Genomic DNA, 15,034 nt, shown 5'->3' with positions numbered 1-15,034 from the left:
ATGACTTTTAATGTTGCTTTCATAGGTCTTGGGGTTATGGGCTACCCAATGGCTGGATATATATCAAAAGCCGGACACAATGTAACTGTTTTTAATAGAACAAAATCAAAAGCTGAAAAATGGATTGGTGAATACAAAGGTAAAATGGCTGATACTCCTGCTAAGGCAGCAGAAGGTGCAGATTTTATTTTTACATGTGTGGGTAACGATAATGATTTAAGAGAAGTAGCTACAGGAGAAAATGGATTATTTAACACAGCAAAAACTGGATCAATATTTATTGATAACTCAACTGTATCTGCAGAAGTATCCAGAGAATTATATAAGGCTGCAAAAGATAAAGGTTTTGATTTTTTAGATGCACCTATATCTGGAGGTCAATCTGGTGCTGAAGGAGGAATACTTACTGTTATGGTTGGTGGTGATGAAGAAGTTTTTAAAAAAGCAGAACCAGTAATTGATTGTTACAGTAAAAAAGTAAAATTAATTGGATCTTGTGGAAGTGGACAGCTTACTAAAATGATGAACCAAATGTGTATAGCTGGAGCAGTTCAAGGTTTATCAGAAGCAATTAACTTTGGAATAAATGCAGGTTTAGATATGGACAAAGTAATGGAAACTATATCTAAAGGTGCAGCACAGTCCTGGCAGATGGAAAATAGATATCGAACTATGACTGATGATAAGTTTGATTATGGATTTGCTATTGATTGGATGAGAAAAGATTTAAAAATTGCAATTGAAGAAGCAAAAAGAAATGGTTCGCCTGTACCAATTACAGAAATCATAGATGGTTACTATGCTGAAGTCCAAGAAATGGGTGGTAATCGTTGGGATAGCTCTGCACTTATTGCTAGATTAAAAAAGAAAAAATAATTTGTGACTGATACTGTTCCTTATTATGAGGACTTTATGGAGATCAAAAAGAAAATTTGGTCTATGTTGGATAATGCTGTCAAAGACAGAAGCTCACCTTTTAGAATACCTGTTTTTATATGTGGTAACCAATCTGATTTAGATGGTAGAATTGTAGTTCTTCGAAAATCAGATCAATCTAATAACTTAGTTCAGTATCATAGCGATATTCGCTCAGATAAAATTGAAAAATTAAAATCAAATAAAAATGCAGCGATGTTATTTTATGATAAAGAGGAAAAAATCCAGGTTAGGCTAAAAGTAGAGTGTAACATAAATCATAATAACGAAGTTACTAAAGAATCTTGGTCAAAAACCCAACACATATCTAGAAAATGTTATTTGGTTGATAACGGACCAGGAACTGAGTCTGATACTCCTACATCTGGATTGAAACCTGAGCTTGATAATTTTGATTACACTAAAGAACAAAGTGAAGAAGGTTACAAAAACTTTACTGTTATTCAGTGCAAAATAAAATCAATAGAATGGTTATATTTAGCTGCTAAAGGTCATCGAAGAGCAAAATTTGATTTAGTAAATAATAAAGATACCTGGTTAGTACCTTAAATCCCTTTTACAATTATGTTGCTCCCTTCAGAGTTTTGAAGACGTATGTCTTTAACTGGCTTATATTCATCAGAGTGATACCATTCTAAAGCTTTTTCATATGATGGAAATTTAATGATTACTAATCTTGGAAAATTATCTTCACCCTCTACTACTTGATATTCACCATTTCTAACAAGATATTCTCCACCAAATTTTTTTACGACGTCTGTAACTTTAGCTACATATTCTTTATAGTTTTCTGGATTTGTTACTTTTAATTGAGCTATCACGTAACCTGCTGACATAATTATCTCCCTATTTTAATTGTTCTACTCATTATTCCAAAGCCAAGCTGCCCCTCTCACTCCACTTGAATCCCCATGTAAATTTTTTAATACTTTAGTTTCTACTTTATTTGAAAAAGTGTACTTGGGTATCAAAGATGGAATATTTTTATAAAACCGATCAATATTTGACATTCCTCCACCAAGAATTATTGCATCAGGATCAAAAATTCCTATCATTACAGCCATTAATCTTGCCATTCTATCTTCATACAAACCCAATTCTAAATTAGCTCTTGGATCCTTTTCTAAATCAAGTTTAACAATTTCTTCTGAAGTAAAATTAGTATCATATTTTTGATTGAACCTATCTTTAAAACCAATACCAGACATAAATTGTTCTGCGCACAAAGGTCTGCCACAGTTATTTGAAGGACAACTTATTTTTATTTCTTGTTCCTCTTTAGTTGGATAAGGCAATGGTTGATGTCCCCAATCCCCTGCAATTTGATTTGATCCCTCAATAATTGATTTGTTATAGGATAATCCACCTCCAAAACCTGTACCAATAATTATTCCAAAGATAGATTTATAATCTTTTCCAGCTCCATCTACAGCTTCAGACAATGTAAAACAATTTGCATCATTCATTAATCTTACTTCTCTATTTAAAGCTAATTCTAAATCTTTTTTGAAAGGTTTATCATTTAACCAAAGAGAATTGGCGTTAGTAATTATTCCAGTTTGTCTTGAGGAAAATCCAGGGATACCAATACCAACAGAACATATCTCTTCACTAATTTTATCAAATTCATCAACCAGTTTTTTTACAGTTTCAATTCCTGATAAATAATTCCTTTCGTATGGATACCTTTTTCGTTCTAGCTGTTTGCCCTCATGATCTAAAAGAATACCTTCAATTTTAGTACCTCCATAGTCAATACCTATTTTAAATTTATTCTTCATAAATTTAACTTTTAAAAAATAGATTTAGAATATTTTTTCCAGTTATTCTGATAATGTTTTGTATTTTCCTCTACTGCTTTTTTTTCTTCCTCGGTAACTTCTCTTACAATTTTTCCAGGTGATCCCACTACTAAAGAATTATCCGGTATAACTTTATTTTCAGTTATTAGAGCTTTTGCTCCAATGATGCAGTTTTTTCCAATATTTGCTTTATTCAAAATTACTGCACCAATTCCAATTAAACTATTATCTCCAATGGTGCATCCATGAAGCATCACTAAATGACCTACAGTAACATTTTTTCCTACTTTTAATGGGCAGCCAGGATCTGTGTGTAATACACTACCATCTTGAATATTAGATCCCTCACCTATATGAATATTTTCTATGTCTCCTCTTAAAACGGCATTGAACCAAATGCTTGTATTTTTCTCTAATGTGACATCTCCAATTATAGTTGCATTAGGAGCTACCCAATTTTCGCCAGAGTTTTTTGGTTTTTTATCTTTTAAATCATAAAACATAATTTATATATTCTTACAGTATGCCAATACAAACTCCAATATGTGATTTTGGTCAAAAAGCTATTCCATTTGAATTAAAATCAACAGATAATAAAATTCTTTCGTTAGAGGATATCAAAGGAGAAAATGGAACTTTGATAATGTTTATTTGCAATCATTGTCCATATGTAAAAGCAGTTACAAAAGAAATAGTTGAAGATTGTAATGAATTAAAAAAAATTGGAATAAATTCAGTTGCAATCTGCGCAAATGATGCAGAAAATTATCCTGAAGACTCTTTTGAAAATATGATTAAATTTTCAAAAGATAATAATTTTAATTTTCCTTACTTAAACGACGAAACGCAAAATATTGCAAAAGCATATGATGCTGTCTGCACACCAGATTTTTTTGGATATAACAAAAATTTAGAACTTCAATATCGTGGAAGATTAAGAGAGTTAAGAAATCTTATACCTGTTAAAGAAGGTGAAAGTGACTTGTTAAAAGCTATGAAACAAATTGCTGAAACAGGTGAAGGTCCTAAAGACCAAATTCCTAGTGCTGGCTGTAGCATAAAGTGGAAAACTAATTAATGTATTTAATTGTTACTAGATCTTTTCCTCCTGAACTAGGTGGAATGCAAAGCTTGATGTGGGGTTTATCAAGAGAGTTATCTAAAAACTTTATGATAAAAGTTTTCGCCGATTATATTGATAATCATAAAGATTTTGATGAACAAGCTTCGTTTTCAATTGAAAGAGTTGGTGGAATAAAACTTCTTAGAAAATATAGAAAAGCTCAATTAATTAATGAGTTTATTAAAGATAATAAAGTTGAAGGAATAATAGGAGATCATTGGAAAAGTTTAGAATTAATTAAAACTTCCAAAAAAAAATATTGTCTTATTCATAGCAAAGAGATCAATCATCCTAAAGGATCAAGTCAAAATAAAAGAGTTTTGAATGTTCTTAATAATGTAGAAAAAGTTATTGCTAACTCACAATATACCAAAAACCTTGCTATTGAATGTGGGGTTAATGAAAATAAAATTATTGTAATTAATCCTGGTGTTGATCCAGCTCAAGAATTAAACAAAAAATCATTGGAAAAAGTTGAAAGCTTACTCAAAGTTAAAACGCCAAGATTAATTACTGTTTCAAGATTTGATAAAAGAAAAAATCATGAAAAAGTAGTTATGGCTCTTAGAAATCTAAAACAAATTTACCCAGATATTGTCTACATTTGTATTGGATACGGTGATGAAGAAGAGAATATCAAAAAATTAGTAAAAGAACTAAATTTAGAAGAACAAGTAATGTTTTTTAAAGACATCAGTGATGATTTAAAAAATGCACTAATCGCTAAATCAAATTTATTTGTAATGCCTTCTATAATTCATAAAAAATCTGTTGAAGGGTTTGGAATTGCATATGTTGAAGCAGCACAATACAGTGTACCATCTATAGGCGGTAAAGATGGAGGTGCGGCAGATGCAATAGATCATGAAAAAACTGGTTTAATATGTGATGGAAATAATCTTGATGATATTTATTCTTCAATTAACTCAATGTTAGAAAATAAAAAATATTTAGAACATGGAAAAAATGCAAAAGAATTTGTGAATAAATTTCAATGGTCAAAAATAATTGAAGAATACAAAAAGATACTAAATTGATTTCAAATAATAAATTAGCAATTTTTTTAATTATAATCTCAGTTTTTTGTGGAACATTAATGTTAACCTTTTTAAAATTAGCACAAGAGGAAGTTAATGTTTATGTAGCAGGTTTTTTTAGATTTTTATTTGGTTTCCTGATTATTTTTCCTTATATGTTAAAAACTAAATTTGCAGTTTTTAAATCAAATCATCATAAAAAACATTTTCTTAGAGCAGTTTTAAACTTGCCTTCAATGCTTTTATATTTCTCAGCTTTAACAATGATGCCAATTGAAAAAGCTACAGCAATATCTTTTGTTGTGCCTTTTATAGTAACAATATTAGCTGTTTTATTTCTTGGAGAAAAAATTTACATCTACAGAAGTTTTGCACTAGTTTTAGGATTTATTGGTATGCTGGTAATTTTAAGACCAGGTATTATTGATATCTCTATTGGAGTTTATATGGCACTGGCATCTTCTTTTATGTGGTCAATAGTGATTATAATTACAAAAACTATAACAAAAGACGATAGTTCAATTACAATTTTATCTTATGGATACTGTTATATGACTATTTTTAGTTTCATAATTGCATTGTTTTATTGGCAAACACCTAGTTTACAAACTTTGATTTATTTATTTTTTGCAGGTCTATCTGGCACATTGTTGCATCTTTGTATTAATCACGCTTATAAATTAGTTGATGTAAGCATGACACAACCCTATTCTTTTCTAAGTTTAGTGTTTGCTTCTCTAATTGGTTATTATGTTTTTAGTGAAACACCTGATCTGTTCACTTGGATTGGTGCTAGTATTATATTTTTAGGAGTTTTCATTATGTCTTATCGTGAAATGAAGCTTGATAAAGAAATTATTAGAAAACGAATAGATATTAAATCTTAATTTTTCTTCTTAAAGGTTTTGTAGATATGCCAAACTACAATTAAAATTGTAGTAGCAAGGATACATGCAGTTAATGTTCTGTCCCACAAAAATTCCCACGAACCATTACTTAATAATAAAGATCGTCTCAAATTTTCTTCCATCAATCCACCAAGTACAAAAGCTAATATCAAGGGTGGCATGGGAAAATCATATAATCTTAAAAAAGTTGCAACTACTGCTATCCCAATCATTAAATAAATATCAAAATTATTAAATGACATTACGTAAATCCCAGTGACAGAGAAAAATAAAATTAAAGGAATTAAATAATTTTTAGGTACAGCAAGAATTCTGGCTATATAAGGAATAAGTGGTAGGTTTAATATAAGAAGTATTACCATCCCAATATACATCGACATAATTATTGACCAAAAAATCTCTGGATTAGTCATATAAAGCCTAGGACCAGGCTGAACACCAAAACCTAAAAGAGCTCCTAACATAACAGCTGTAGTTCCACTACCAGGAATTCCTAAAGTAAGCATTGGCACAAAAGAACCTGAGCAAGCGGCATTATTTGCAGTTTCTGGTGCTGACAAACCATTTACACTTCCCTTACCAAATTTTTCTTTCTCTTCATCACTAACTACATTTCGTTCCATTCCATAAGCTAAAAAGGAAGCAATTGTTGCTCCAGCTCCAGGTAAAACACCAATTAAGAAACCAATTACTGATGATCTTGGAATTGTTTTATACATTTTGGTTCGTTCTTCTTTATTAATTTTAATTGAGCCTAATTCAGTTAACGAAACTTGTTTAGCAGCACTAGTTGGATCATTTCTCTTTAAAATAATCGATAAAGCCTCACTCATCGCAAAAGTTGCCATTACAACTAATACGAAGCTAATCCCGTCAGTTAAGTTCATATTATTAAATGTATATCTTGTAATATCAGACAAACTATCTTGACCAACTGAAGCTAACATTAAACCTAGAACAACCATCATCATTGCTTTTAAAAATTGTCCCTTAGATGAAAAAGCTGCAATTGCCGTTAAACCTAAAATCATTAAAGCAAAATAATCAGGAGATCTAAAAGATAAGCTTACTTTAGATAAGCTTGGTGCCATAAATAACAAATAAATTGCAGATAGTGTTCCACCTGCAAATGAGCTCCAAGCAGCAATTGCTAAAGCTTTTCCAGCCTTACCTTGCTGTGCCATTGGATAACCATCAAATGAAGTTGCAACTGTTCCTGGAACACCAGGAGCATTTAATAGTATTGAAGACGTAGATCCGCCAAATACTGCACCATAATAAACTCCAGCCATTAAAATTAATCCAGTTGCAGGTTCAAAACCATAAGTAATAGGTATCATTAAAGCAATTGCAGTCATTGGACCAAGACCAGGAAGCATTCCAATGATTGTTCCAAAAAAACAACCAACCATTACCATTAGTATGTTTTGGAGTGTAAGAGCTGTTGTTAATCCAATTAGTATTCCTTCAATCATCCCATAACTCCAATTAATTGTAAAAATGGATCTCTCAAATAAATATCAAGAATACCATGAAGCAAATACATAAAGGCGGCAACAAATGGAAAGGATAATAAAAATATTAAAATCCATCTTCGTTCTCCTAAAAAATAATATGAAGCAAATAAAAATAAAGATGTGCTTAAAAAATAACCAACTTTTAAAATTGTAGCTCCATAAATAATTGCAATCAGTATAAGTATACCAGTTTTTTTATACTCTAAACTTTTATGTTCTACTTTGATTGTATTCGGGTCTGGTAAAATAAGTTTTAATCCAGAGAAAAATAATCCTGCATAACCCAAATAAATTGGGAATGTTCTGGCATTAAATGGAGCATTTTCATCGAATGTGAAAACTTGAATTTGATAAGCTAAATATAAATAAAATGCTGAAAAAATAAAAAAGAGCAGTGATATAATTTTTGTAGTATTTATATTCACTGCTCTAATTTTAATTTCTAACCAAAGGTTAGATAACTCCTAGTTTTTTCATAAGAGCTGTCATCTCTTCAGTTTGTTTTTCTAAAAATTCAACAAACTTACCTTCGGGGTTATAAATATTAACCCAAGCATTTCTTGCTCTTACTGCTTCCCACTCTGGAGTTTTTTGTACATCGCCAAGCTTTTTAGCAAGAGCTGATCTTTCAGCATCACTCATACCTGGAGGGCCAAAGAAACCTCTCCAGTTAACGAATTGTACATCATAACCTTGTTCTTTAAGAGTTGGTGCATCTGGTGCATCAGAAACTCTTGAAGGAGCAGTAATACCAATAATTGTTACTTGATCTCTTGCACCCATCAATTCACCTAAACCAGTTGAAATGATTTGAGTTTCTCCAGATAAAAGTCCAGCTAAAGCTTTTCCACCAGCATCATAAGGAATGTATTGAACAGCATTCGGATCTGCACCTGCAGCTTGGAATGCTAATGCACCAATTAAATGGTCCATACTTCCTCTTACTGATCCACCAGCCATTTTAACTGAGCTAGGATCTTTTTTATATGCATCAACTACATCTTGAAAGTTTTTAAAAGGTGAGTTTTTTGCAACTGCGATAGCACCGTAGTCACCAATTACACCTGCAATCGGCACAACATCTTTATAAGATAAAGTTCCAGTACCTTTTACATAACCTTCGTGTCTAGTAATTGATCTTAGTACTAATGGTGTAGATTGAACTAAAATTGTGTTAGCAGGTTTAGTATTAATCATGTAAGCAAGTGCTTTACCACCACCACCACCTGACATATTTTCAAATGATGCACTTTTTAACAAACCAGCTTTTGTTAAAGCTTCTCCAGTACCTCTAGCAGTTCCATCCCAACCACCACCAGCACCACCACCGATCACAAAGTGCAATTTTTCATGCGCTACTGAGCTAGTAGTCGTTGCTGAGAATAATAGGATTGCTGAGAATAATACTGAAAATAGTTTTTTTATGTTTTTCATTATTTTCCCTCTCTATTTAGTTAAATAAAATTTAATTTATTTTAATAGCCTTTGTCTAAATAAATAAATAATATTGTTCTATTGAATAGAACAATTTATTCTATTAAATAGAATTATGAAAACTGGCAAAAAAACTATTGGTGTAGATGCAGTAAATAAGGCTTTAGAAATCCTAAATTGTTTTACCGAAAAAAATGAAGCTTTAACGATAACAAAAATAGCTAATATTACAGGAGATCATAAAAGTAGAATTTCAAGAATATCTAAATCACTTGAGAATTTTGGATACATTAGAAAAATAAAAAGCGGTGAATTTAAAATTGGTCATACAATCCCAAGATTATTTGAAATTTATGAAAGTAGTTTTAATTTAAAAAATTCTATTAAAGCTGAATTAGATTTCATATCATCCAAAACAAAAGAGACAGCAAGTTTTTTTGTTAAACAAAATAATGTAAGAGTATGTATCCAATCAAGTTCACCTAATAAATCAATAACTCACCGAGAAATTATTGGAGGTAAAAAACCTATTAACAAAGGTTCAAGTGGTCATGTTTTATCGGCTTATAATAATTTAGAAATTAAAGATAAAGATGAAGTTTTAAAAAATGGATATGCTATGACTTTTGGAGAAAGAGATTCAGAAATGGCTTCTATATCAGTTCCAATCTTTAGAAAAAAAAATCAAATTCTTGGTGCATTAACTGTTGCAGGTCATATTTCTAATTTTAATAAAAAAAACTGTATTAGCTTTCTAAATGTTCTTAGATCTTCTAAAGTTAAAATTGAAAAGAATTTAATTCAAACTAGATAATGCTAAAACAGATAAATCAAATTTTCACAGTTAAATTTATTTCTGTTTTAATTATTGCTTTTCCTAGTGCAATATTTGCAGAATATTTAAATATACCTCTAGCCTGGTTTTTGGGGCCAATGATAATCACCTCAATTGCTGCATTATCAGGACTAAAAATCATTATGCCTAAAATTGTATTAAGTTTTATCTTGATAATTTTAGGTTTGCATATTGGAAATTACATCGATCAAAATCTATTTAATCAAATGTTTGATTGGATTTGGACTTCGCTAATTATGCTAATCTACATAATAATTTGTATTTTAGTTGTTGCTAAATACCTCCAAAAATTTGCTAGTTATGGAGAAAAAGCTTCCATCTTTTCGGCAGCTCCTGGTGCACTGGGTCCTTTAATGATTTTAGCTGAAAATGAAAAAACGGATTTATCTCAAGTTGCAACCTCTCACTTAATTAGATTAATCATCATAATAACTGTCATTCCATTTATTATAGTTAATAATACTGACAACAATGTTTTGTTAAATGATAACTTCAATTATTTAGCTCAAAATCATTTAAATTTAATTTTACTTATTGTTGCATCTTTATTTTTTATTTTTGTTTTTGATAAAATTAGAATTCCTGCTGCTTTACTATCTGGAACATTATTTGCGAGTGGTTTATTACAAATTACAGATATAGCATCATATAAATTGCCAGATGAAACGGTAAATTTTTGTCTGTTAATTCTTGGCTCTTCTGTCGGATGTAGGTTTGCTGAAAAAACTGTTAAAGAGATAGCCAATAATTCTCTTCATAGTATTGTAGCTACCACTATTTTGGTAGTATTAGGTTTGGTTGCAGCATATGTTGCGACATTCTTTGTTGATACGAATATTTTAACTTTAATATTATCTTTTAGTCCTGGAGGAATTTATGAAGTAGCAGTTATTGCAATTGCTTTTGATTTAGACCCAGACTTTGTTGCTTTTCATCATATTATAAGATTACTTTTTATCCTATTCACAGTTCCAATATTTTTAAGATTTTTAGAAAAAATTAAGAAATAATTTCAGAAAGTCTTTCAAAAACTTTTTCTGCTGAGAGTTTTGATAATTCGGGGGCTTGTATTGCTTTAAAGTTATCTCTTTCAATACTTACTTTAAAAGGAGTTGTATGAGAACCAAATAGAGCAATTCCTTTTGATCCTATGTGTGCAGTTATGTGAGCGGGTCCAGTATCATTAGCGACCACAAACGAACTATCTTTAATCAATGCAGATAATTGTGAAATATTTAGAGCTTTACCATTATCCAAAACACACAATGCATTTATATTTTTTGCATCTTTAATTTCATCTGGCCCAGGTGCAATAACTACTTTAAATTTATTTTCGAAATTTTCATTAATTAAAGAGATTAGATCGTTGTAGTAAGGCCATTTCTTTATAGTTAAATGAGGTGAGCAAAAAGGAAAAAGTATTATGTATTTATCTAGTTCGTAATTGTTTTTTATTTCTGAAATATCAACTGTGCTCCACGAAAAGTCAGGTTTCGTTGTATGATTGGTATTAATTCCTGAAGACCTTAACTGATGATCAAATCTTGAAAGAACAGAATCTTTATCAAAATCTTTTTTAGTTGTTCCTTCTGGAAGTGTTGTTTCTGTTGAACTCCAAATAGTTTTGTCAGCTTTAGGAAATAATATATTTTTGTAAAATGATGTTCTACTAGAATTTTGAAGATCATAAACTTTTGAGAAATTATGTTTTTTAATCTCTTTCATTAGTAAATATAAATAAATTAAGTTAATCTTTGATAATCTCTTATCTAGAATAACATTTGAAATATGTGGGTTTTTTTTAAATAGTTCAAAATAAGGTTTGGTTGTTAATAAATGAATTTGATCTCCTTTATGATTTTCAGAAATATCTTGAATTGCCCCACATGCTTGAGCTATATCGCCTAAAGATCCATGTTTAATAATTAAAATATTAGACATATTTCTAACAACTTAACATAGTATAAAGTTTTATGAATAAAATTATAGTCGAGGTTTCTGTTGGTGAACTTTTAGACAAGATTTCAATATTAGAAATCAAACAAGATAAAATTAAAGACCCAGAAAAATTAAGTTTTATAAACAATGAGCACTCTATTCTTAAAAATCAGTTAGAAAAAAATGTTAAGTCTGATGAGAAACTTGAAAAATTATTTCAAGACTTAAAAGATATAAATGCCAAACTTTGGGTTATTGAAGATGACAAAAGAGATTGTGAAAAAAATAAAGATTTTGGAGAAAAATTCATAAAACTTTCTAGAGATGTTCATTTTTTAAATGATGATCGTGCAAAAATAAAACTGGAAATGAATAACCATACTGGCTCTGCAATTAAAGAAATTAAAGAGTATACTAGTTACTAAAAACTTTTGGAAACCAATCCTCTCTCATCTGATCTCCTGATTTCAAATTAATTCCATCGAACGGTGGTGATGTTGGACCACCTCTTTCAGCAAAAGTAACATCATCACCTATAAATCTCATTGAGAATGCTCTTCGGGATTGAGAACTTTGATTTCCTGTGGAACCATGAACAGTTTTAAAATTAAACAAAACTGCATCACCTAATTTTAGTTCGGGAACTAATACATCTTCTTCAAATTCCTCTTTTTTTGGAAGATTCATAAATGAGCTATCATCTTCATACCAAGGTTGATCATTAGACCATTTAGTAGGTCTTAAAAGTTTTTGCCATTTATGTGATCTTAAAATTAATTTAAGGTTATTTTCTTTATTTACTTCATCTAATGGTATCCAAAAACTGCCTGTATCATTTCCATCAACACAATAATACGGCATATCTTGATGCCAAGGTGTTTCTTTATTTGTTCCTGGATCTTTAATAAAAAGATGATCATGAAAAATTTGTATAGATTTTGAATTTGTAGCTTCTGCAACTATTCGAGCACCAGGAGAATTGAACATACAATCTTTGAATTCTTTTATTCTTTCCCAATTGCAATAGTCCTCAAAAAACCTTCCTTCATTTTCTCTAACGTTTTCTCTTCCATGTTGGCTTGGATTTTCTAAAACTTTTTGAAAACCGCTTCTTAATGGTTCAATCCAATCTTTAAATACATCTTTAACAATTATTGCACCAAGATTTTGATAATCATCAATCTGTTGTTGAGAAAGATACATTTTATTGTTGGAAGCTATATTTTTTTTCTAAATACTTAATCACATTGTGAATAACGAAAGTCATAAACAAATATATTCCACCAGCTACAATAAATACTTCAATAGGCTTAAATGTTGTTGATATGATGTATTTTGCAACACCAGTCAAATCCATTAGTGTTACGGTGCTTGCTAAAGAAGTACCTTTCATCATTAAAATGATTTCATTTCCATATGCAGGAAGTGATTGTCTGATCGCAATAGGTAATTGAATTTTATAAAATATAATTTTATTTGAAATACCTAGACTTTTTCCTGCTTCAATAATTCCAGGTTTTATAGTTTGAAATGCAGATCTTAATATCTCAGACGTGTATGCGCCTGTATTTAATGTAAAAGCAATAATTGCACACCAATAAGGTTCTTTCAAAACAACCCACAAAAATGTTGATCTTAAATATTCAATTTGTCCAAGACCAAAATAAATAATAAAAATTTGAACTAACAAAGGAGTGCCTCTGAAAACATAAGAATATCCATAAGCAAATTTATTAATAAATATATTTTTGTTTAATCGTAAAATTGCAAAAAATAATCCAAGAAATAATCCAAAAAATAAAGACGCTGACAAAAGTTTTAATGTGATTACAGTTGCTCCTAAAAGTTTTGGAAAACTAGTGATCATTAAATCAAAATCCATTAATAACCCCTACTATATTTGACTTCTAATTTATTAATTAACTTCATACTGATATAAGTGAGCATTAAATATAAAACTGCTGCAAAAGAGTAAAAAAATAATGGATCTCTTGTAGATCCTGCGGCAATATAAGATTGTCTCATGATTTCGACTAATCCTGTTACTGATATTAAAGAAGTGTCCTTTAAAGTAATTTGCCAAACATTGCTTAAATTTGGAATAGCCAGTCTTAACATTTGAGGAAGAATTATTTTATAAAATTGACCAAACTTGCTTATTCCTAAAACTTTAGCAGCTTCGAACTGCCCTTTATCAATAGACTGAATGGCTCCTCTAAAAACTTCTGTGGAGTAAGCGCCTGAAATTATCCCTATAGCAACCGCACCAGTAATAAATGCATTAATCTCTATGTATTCGTAATAACCAAATATTGATGCAACATACATTATTGCACCACTCCCCCCAAAAAATAATAAATATATTACTAATAATTCAGGAACACCTCTTATAACTGTCGTGTAAAAATTACCTACAAAGTTTAGTGTTTTGTATTTTGAAAGTTTAAGAGGAGTAAAAATTAAAGCAAAAAGAAAACCAACTAACATTGCTGTAACAGATACAGCAACAGTCATTAAGGTTGCGTAAAATAACTCGTCACCCCAACCTGTTTTTCCAAATGTAAGAAGTTCCATATAGATTGGCGACTATATATTATAGCCGCCAAATCCAAAATTAATTACATAGAAGCGTCAAAACCAAAGTGTTTAATAGCAAGTTCGCTAATAATTCCTTTTTTTCTGGCTTTGTTAATTGCTTTATTGAAATCTTTTAAGATTTTAGCATCTCTTTTTCCAATAGCGCTATCACTAGCTTGTCTGATTCCAACACCAACTCCATTTCCAAATGCTCCACCTGAAAAAGTTGGTCCAACTAAAACAACTGGCTTACCAGATTTATCCGCATAATCTGTAAATGCTACAGCTGCAGCTAATGCAACATCACATCTTCCAGAAGTTAAATCTAAATTAACCTCGTCTTGAGTTTTATAAGTTCTAACATTTACACTTCCAACATCACCAGACTCTAAAAAGTTTTGGTGAATTGTACCTGTCTGTGTACATACAGTTTTTCCAGCAAGAGCATCTGTTAAAGTTTTAAGTGCTTTTTTAACACTAGAACCGCCTAAAGATAAATTGATACCTTCTGGTGTATCCATACCTTCTAAGCTTGAACCTTTCATTACAGCAAGAGATGCAACCTCATCAGCATAACCTTGTGAGAAAGTAATTGTTTTCTTTCTTTCATCAGTAATAGACATACCAGCCATGATTGCATCAAATTTTCTCATTACTAATGCAGGTATCATTCCATCCCAATCTTGCTCAACGATTGTACACTCATACTTCATAATTTTACAAAGCTCTTGAGCCAGCTCAACCTCAAACCCAATTAAATTGCCAGAAGCATCTTTTGAATTCCATGGAGGATAAGCACCTTCAGTTCCAATTTTAATTTTCTCAGCAGAAACATTTCCGATGATTAAAAAAGAAGCTAGAACTGTTAAAATAGTTTTTTTGAATATATTCATATTTTCTCCTTTA

The 15,034-nt window shown here is 30.5% G+C and carries 19 protein-coding genes; 8 read left to right on the top strand and 11 right to left on the bottom strand.

Features of this window, described 5'->3' with window-relative positions:
• On the top strand, window positions 1-876 hold the full coding sequence (locus tag ACTTAY_RS01875) for an NAD(P)-dependent oxidoreductase (protein WP_440672163.1): 876 nt from the start codon (window positions 1-3) through the stop codon (window positions 874-876).
• A gap of 3 nt (window positions 877-879) precedes the next feature.
• Window positions 880-1,485, top strand: a complete 606-nt coding sequence (locus tag ACTTAY_RS01870) for a flavin-binding protein (RefSeq protein WP_440672162.1) — start codon at window positions 880-882, stop codon at window positions 1,483-1,485.
• On the opposite strand, the gene ACTTAY_RS01865 is transcribed toward ACTTAY_RS01870, so the two are convergent.
• From ACTTAY_RS01865 to ACTTAY_RS01855, 3 genes are read right to left on the bottom strand one after another with little or no spacing between them, the layout of a single operon-like run.
• Window positions 1,482-1,772: a DUF1330 domain-containing protein gene (locus ACTTAY_RS01865; RefSeq protein WP_440672160.1), complete on the bottom strand. Its 291-nt coding sequence runs from the start codon at window positions 1,770-1,772 to the stop codon at window positions 1,482-1,484. The genes ACTTAY_RS01870 and ACTTAY_RS01865 overlap by 4 nt on opposite strands.
• A gap of 24 nt (window positions 1,773-1,796) precedes the next feature.
• Entirely contained in the window at window positions 1,797-2,717 is a 921-nt protein-coding gene (locus tag ACTTAY_RS01860; protein ID WP_440672159.1) for an ROK family protein, read from the bottom strand.
• Between the two features lie 11 nt (window positions 2,718-2,728).
• The gene (locus tag ACTTAY_RS01855) at window positions 2,729-3,241 is read right to left on the bottom strand and encodes a gamma carbonic anhydrase family protein (protein ID WP_428079902.1); all 513 of its coding nucleotides are present in this window, start codon (window positions 3,239-3,241) and stop codon (window positions 2,729-2,731) included.
• A 20-nt stretch (window positions 3,242-3,261) separates the two neighbouring features.
• On the opposite strand from ACTTAY_RS01855, the gene ACTTAY_RS01850 reads away from it, so the two are divergent.
• Genes ACTTAY_RS01850 through ACTTAY_RS01840 form a run of 3 tightly spaced genes read left to right on the top strand, consistent with a single transcriptional unit; the run spans window position 3,262 to window position 5,785 of the window.
• The gene (locus ACTTAY_RS01850) at window positions 3,262-3,816 is read left to right on the top strand and encodes a thioredoxin family protein (protein ID WP_440672158.1); all 555 of its coding nucleotides are present in this window, start codon (window positions 3,262-3,264) and stop codon (window positions 3,814-3,816) included.
• Window positions 3,816-4,898: a glycosyltransferase family 4 protein gene (locus ACTTAY_RS01845; protein WP_440672157.1), complete on the top strand. Its 1,083-nt coding sequence runs from the start codon at window positions 3,816-3,818 to the stop codon at window positions 4,896-4,898. Before ACTTAY_RS01850 ends, ACTTAY_RS01845 begins: the two co-directional genes overlap by 1 nt.
• Window positions 4,895-5,785 (top strand): DMT family transporter, encoded by an 891-nt coding sequence (locus ACTTAY_RS01840; RefSeq protein WP_440672156.1) that lies wholly within the window; start codon window positions 4,895-4,897, stop codon window positions 5,783-5,785. The genes ACTTAY_RS01845 and ACTTAY_RS01840 overlap by 4 nt, the downstream gene beginning before the upstream one ends.
• Here the strand turns inward: ACTTAY_RS01840 and ACTTAY_RS01835 are convergent.
• Genes ACTTAY_RS01835 through ACTTAY_RS01825 form a run of 3 tightly spaced genes read right to left on the bottom strand, consistent with a single transcriptional unit; the run spans window position 5,782 to window position 8,757 of the window.
• Complete coding sequence (locus ACTTAY_RS01835) at window positions 5,782-7,281, bottom strand: tripartite tricarboxylate transporter permease (protein ID WP_440672155.1); 1,500 nt, start codon at window positions 7,279-7,281, stop codon at window positions 5,782-5,784. The two genes, ACTTAY_RS01840 and ACTTAY_RS01835, sit on opposite strands and share 4 nt — an antisense overlap.
• Entirely contained in the window at window positions 7,278-7,748 is a 471-nt protein-coding gene (locus ACTTAY_RS01830) for a tripartite tricarboxylate transporter TctB family protein (RefSeq protein WP_440672154.1), read from the bottom strand. The genes ACTTAY_RS01835 and ACTTAY_RS01830 overlap by 4 nt, the downstream gene beginning before the upstream one ends.
• 28 nt (window positions 7,749-7,776) lie before the next feature.
• Window positions 7,777-8,757 carry a tripartite tricarboxylate transporter substrate binding protein gene (locus tag ACTTAY_RS01825; RefSeq protein ID WP_440672153.1) on the bottom strand — a complete coding sequence of 327 codons (981 nt, stop codon included), beginning with the start codon at window positions 8,755-8,757 and terminating at the stop codon, window positions 7,777-7,779.
• A 115-nt stretch (window positions 8,758-8,872) separates the two neighbouring features.
• Between ACTTAY_RS01825 and ACTTAY_RS01820 the strand changes: the two genes are divergently transcribed.
• A complete protein-coding gene (locus ACTTAY_RS01820) occupies window positions 8,873-9,571 on the top strand; it encodes an IclR family transcriptional regulator (protein WP_440672152.1) in 699 nt (232 codons plus the stop codon).
• Entirely contained in the window at window positions 9,571-10,623 is a 1,053-nt protein-coding gene (locus tag ACTTAY_RS01815) for an AbrB family transcriptional regulator (protein WP_440672151.1), read from the top strand. The genes ACTTAY_RS01820 and ACTTAY_RS01815 overlap by 1 nt, the downstream gene beginning before the upstream one ends.
• On the opposite strand, the gene ACTTAY_RS01810 is transcribed toward ACTTAY_RS01815, so the two are convergent.
• Window positions 10,613-11,554: a glycosyltransferase family 9 protein gene (locus ACTTAY_RS01810; protein ID WP_440672150.1), complete on the bottom strand. Its 942-nt coding sequence runs from the start codon at window positions 11,552-11,554 to the stop codon at window positions 10,613-10,615. The genes ACTTAY_RS01815 and ACTTAY_RS01810 overlap by 11 nt on opposite strands.
• 32 nt (window positions 11,555-11,586) lie before the next feature.
• On the opposite strand from ACTTAY_RS01810, the gene ACTTAY_RS01805 reads away from it, so the two are divergent.
• Window positions 11,587-11,976, top strand: coding sequence for a DUF6165 family protein (locus ACTTAY_RS01805; protein ID WP_440634500.1), 390 nt, complete (start codon window positions 11,587-11,589; stop codon window positions 11,974-11,976).
• On the opposite strand, the gene ACTTAY_RS01800 is transcribed toward ACTTAY_RS01805, so the two are convergent.
• From ACTTAY_RS01800 to ACTTAY_RS01785, 4 genes are read right to left on the bottom strand one after another with little or no spacing between them, the layout of a single operon-like run.
• Window positions 11,966-12,754, bottom strand: a complete 789-nt coding sequence (locus ACTTAY_RS01800; protein WP_440672149.1) for a phytanoyl-CoA dioxygenase family protein — start codon at window positions 12,752-12,754, stop codon at window positions 11,966-11,968. The two genes, ACTTAY_RS01805 and ACTTAY_RS01800, sit on opposite strands and share 11 nt — an antisense overlap.
• A gap of 1 nt (window position 12,755) precedes the next feature.
• Window positions 12,756-13,433, bottom strand: coding sequence for an ABC transporter permease (locus ACTTAY_RS01795; RefSeq protein ID WP_440672148.1), 678 nt, complete (start codon window positions 13,431-13,433; stop codon window positions 12,756-12,758).
• On the bottom strand, window positions 13,433-14,125 hold the full coding sequence (locus tag ACTTAY_RS01790) for an ABC transporter permease (RefSeq protein ID WP_440672147.1): 693 nt from the start codon (window positions 14,123-14,125) through the stop codon (window positions 13,433-13,435). The genes ACTTAY_RS01795 and ACTTAY_RS01790 overlap by 1 nt, the downstream gene beginning before the upstream one ends.
• 44 nt (window positions 14,126-14,169) lie before the next feature.
• A complete protein-coding gene (locus tag ACTTAY_RS01785) occupies window positions 14,170-15,021 on the bottom strand; it encodes a transporter substrate-binding domain-containing protein (protein WP_440634496.1) in 852 nt (283 codons plus the stop codon).
• Between the last annotated feature and the right edge of the window lie 13 nt (window positions 15,022-15,034).

This window comes from Candidatus Pelagibacter sp. HIMB1715 (assembly GCF_052047595.1).
Taxonomy (GTDB): Bacteria; Pseudomonadota; Alphaproteobacteria; order Pelagibacterales; family Pelagibacteraceae; genus Pelagibacter.
Note: the sequence above shows the minus strand (reverse complement) of the source record. Positions and strands in the feature narration are given on the sequence as shown.

Coding starts and splice junctions, on each gene's coding strand:
- ACTTAY_RS01875 (WP_440672163.1), top strand. CDS start 1: ATGACTTTTAATGTTGCTTTCATAGGTCTTGGGGTTATGGGCTACCCA.
- ACTTAY_RS01865 (WP_440672160.1), bottom strand. CDS start 1,772: ATGTCAGCAGGTTACGTGATAGCTCAATTAAAAGTAACAAATCCAGAA.
- ACTTAY_RS01860 (WP_440672159.1), bottom strand. CDS start 2,717: ATGAAGAATAAATTTAAAATAGGTATTGACTATGGAGGTACTAAAATT.
- ACTTAY_RS01855 (WP_428079902.1), bottom strand. CDS start 3,241: ATGTTTTATGATTTAAAAGATAAAAAACCAAAAAACTCTGGCGAAAAT.
- ACTTAY_RS01850 (WP_440672158.1), top strand. CDS start 3,262: ATGCCAATACAAACTCCAATATGTGATTTTGGTCAAAAAGCTATTCCA.
- ACTTAY_RS01845 (WP_440672157.1), top strand. CDS start 3,816: ATGTATTTAATTGTTACTAGATCTTTTCCTCCTGAACTAGGTGGAATG.
- ACTTAY_RS01835 (WP_440672155.1), bottom strand. CDS start 7,281: ATGATTGAAGGAATACTAATTGGATTAACAACAGCTCTTACACTCCAA.
- ACTTAY_RS01825 (WP_440672153.1), bottom strand. CDS start 8,757: ATGAAAAACATAAAAAAACTATTTTCAGTATTATTCTCAGCAATCCTA.
- ACTTAY_RS01820 (WP_440672152.1), top strand. CDS start 8,873: ATGAAAACTGGCAAAAAAACTATTGGTGTAGATGCAGTAAATAAGGCT.
- ACTTAY_RS01815 (WP_440672151.1), top strand. CDS start 9,571: ATGCTAAAACAGATAAATCAAATTTTCACAGTTAAATTTATTTCTGTT.
- ACTTAY_RS01810 (WP_440672150.1), bottom strand. CDS start 11,554: ATGTCTAATATTTTAATTATTAAACATGGATCTTTAGGCGATATAGCT.
- ACTTAY_RS01805 (WP_440634500.1), top strand. CDS start 11,587: ATGAATAAAATTATAGTCGAGGTTTCTGTTGGTGAACTTTTAGACAAG.
- ACTTAY_RS01800 (WP_440672149.1), bottom strand. CDS start 12,754: ATGTATCTTTCTCAACAACAGATTGATGATTATCAAAATCTTGGTGCA.
- ACTTAY_RS01795 (WP_440672148.1), bottom strand. CDS start 13,433: ATGGATTTTGATTTAATGATCACTAGTTTTCCAAAACTTTTAGGAGCA.
- ACTTAY_RS01790 (WP_440672147.1), bottom strand. CDS start 14,125: ATGGAACTTCTTACATTTGGAAAAACAGGTTGGGGTGACGAGTTATTT.
- ACTTAY_RS01785 (WP_440634496.1), bottom strand. CDS start 15,021: ATGAATATATTCAAAAAAACTATTTTAACAGTTCTAGCTTCTTTTTTA.